The 2,166-nt window shown below is 56.5% G+C and carries 3 protein-coding genes; 2 read left to right on the plus strand and 1 reads right to left on the minus strand.

The features are described 5' to 3' along the window. Positions 1–523 (plus strand): DUF5666 domain-containing protein (locus tag B3P58_RS11480; RefSeq protein WP_286717629.1); only part of this gene is annotated, 523 nt, incomplete at its 5' end. Next, positions 516–1,442 (plus strand): hypothetical protein, encoded by a 927-nt coding sequence (locus B3P58_RS11485; RefSeq protein WP_286717631.1) that lies wholly within the window; start codon positions 516–518, stop codon positions 1,440–1,442. The genes B3P58_RS11480 and B3P58_RS11485, both read left to right, overlap by 8 nt. Before the next feature lie 9 nt (positions 1,443–1,451). On the opposite strand, the gene B3P58_RS11490 is transcribed toward B3P58_RS11485, so the two are convergent. Continuing rightward, a partial coding sequence (locus B3P58_RS11490) for a lipase family protein (protein ID WP_286717633.1) occupies positions 1,452–2,166 on the minus strand: 715 nt, incomplete at its 5' end.

A 2,166-nucleotide genomic window follows, 5' to 3' on the forward strand; every position in this document is an offset into this window, starting at 1 on the left:
CCAGTCGGCTTTACAGGCGGGTGTGATGGTTGAGGTTGAAGGCGTTGTCGGTACCGACGGCGTGCTGCTGGCTGAAGAAATCGAGTTTGAAGAAGCACCGGAAATTGAACTCGAAGGTGTGGTGCAGGCGACAACTGAAAACACCCTGACGGTGATGGGCATTACTATCAATGCTGACCTGCGTACCCGCGTGCGTGATGACCGTGACGATGAAGTGTACTTTAATCTGAGCATGCTGCAGCCCGGTGACTATGTTGAGCTGCTGCTCGAAGAAACCACGGCCGGTCAGTACCGTGCACAGTTGCTGGAACGTGTTGACGCCAGCAATAAGGTGGAACTGAAAGCCCCTGTGTCAGCCATCGACCTGAGTGCCGGTACTGTTGTGTTTCTGGGGCTGACGCTGGATGTCAGCGCGCAGGATCCGTCCATGCTGTCCTCTCTGGTGAGCGGCAGTATGGTAGAAATTGAAGGCTCATTCGACGGTCAGGTACTGATCGTGCAGTCGATGGAAATTGATGACTGATATTTTGCTCAATCCTATAGCAGCCCCAACAGCAGCCCCCCTGCGCGGAGTATTCCGGCAGCGGGGGCTGCTGCTTATCTTATTACTGGTGTTTGCCGCTCAGGCAAAGGCCGGACTGCAGCTCGAGCTGGCCGCCGGTGCCGGCTACGACTCTAATGTTGCCCCCGACGTTACCGATATCAATGCTGGCCTGGGTGACAGTTATCATGCACTGGAAGCTTCGCTTGGCTGGCGTACGGCGGGGCGTCGTGGTGTGCAGTTTGAGACCAGCTACTGGCTGAAAGAACAGCGCTGGCAGGTTTACAGCGAATACGACAACCGCCTGCAGACCGGCCTGCTGCGCTTTGGTTATCAGGGTGATGTGCTGGCCAGCGATGTGGCACTGATTGCGGCCACCGCAGATGTGGATGGCCAGAGTTATATGCAGCTCGAACGCATCAGCCCGGCACTGGGTTTTATCCCGTCAGAATCTCTGTATGTGCGCACCCAGTTCGATTTTATGCGCAAAACCTACGAACAAAACAGCGCCCGCGACAGTGAACGCAGCGCTGCCCGTCTGCAGCTGTACTGGTTTTTCCGCAGCAGCGGCTTATCGCTCAGCGCCCTGATACAGGGAGTGGATGAACAGGCGAATGCTCAGGTTTACAGTTATCAGGCGGGTATCGGACGGCTGTCGCTCAGACATCGCAGCCGCTGGTTTGGGCTCAGTGTGGTGAATCATCTGAGGGCGCAGCTGGAACAGCGTCAGTACGACGATGTGACGGAACAGCGCCAGCGTCTGGAGATCAGCAGCCGCTGGCAACTCAGTCAGCGCTGGCAGTGGTCGATCAGCCTGCAGCGCGATGACCGGCAGTCTGATTTTGCCGCCGCGAGTTATGATCAGAACCGGCTGGAAAGCGCCATCCGCTGGAGCTTTTAAGGCTGCCGGTTAATTAATCGACAGCCCGAAAAGATTGATTTCCATCTGGTAAGGCACTTCCTGCGCCGACTGCAGCAGCTCACCGATCAGCGTCTGATAGGTGGTGATCTGATGCGCCTGCAGGTTGCTTTCATCCGGCAGCGCTGTGCTCAGCTTGGTCGCGCGCAGCATGCTTTTTAAACCGCGGGTCTGCGAATACTGCTGGCCGCCGAGCAGAATAATTTCTTCGCCCATATGCCAGTAAACATCCAGATCCTTAATCTGCAGCGGGCTCAGTGGCGGCACCAGTGGCACCAGATCTTTCTGGGTAACGACCCGTATCAGCGGAATACTGGCGTAAATTTCCGCCCCGGTAATGTTGGTGACCTTGGGCTGGCCGAAAGTAATCACCTGCGTTATCTGCATTGCCGTATCGTGTTTTAAATACATCGCCAGGACCACCGCAATGGCGCCGCCCAGACTGTGACCAGTAATCTGCACCGGCATGCCGGCAACCAGTCGTGGCCTGACATCGTTAAACACCGCCTCGGCGGCACTGCGGAAACCGTTGTGCAGGGTGATGCCCAGACGCTCGTCCGGCTGAAATTCAATATCCAGATCGACCATCACATTCGTCAGGTTAGCGGTGCCACGGATGGCAATGGTCTGCACGCCATTGCCCTGACTGAGAAAATAACTGACCTGCGAATCCGCCAGCGTAGCCTGATGAATCAGCGTCTGGCCT

Source organism: Thalassolituus sp. UBA2009, from assembly GCF_002335285.1.
In the GTDB taxonomy this organism is placed as follows: Bacteria; Pseudomonadota; Gammaproteobacteria; order Pseudomonadales; family Oceanobacteraceae; genus Venatoribacter; species Venatoribacter alkanivorans.

Excerpts from the sequence above, each read along its gene's own strand:
- B3P58_RS11485 (WP_286717631.1), top strand. The coding sequence starts at position 516 with ATGACTGATATTTTGCTCAATCCTATAGCAGCCCCAACAGCAGCCCCC.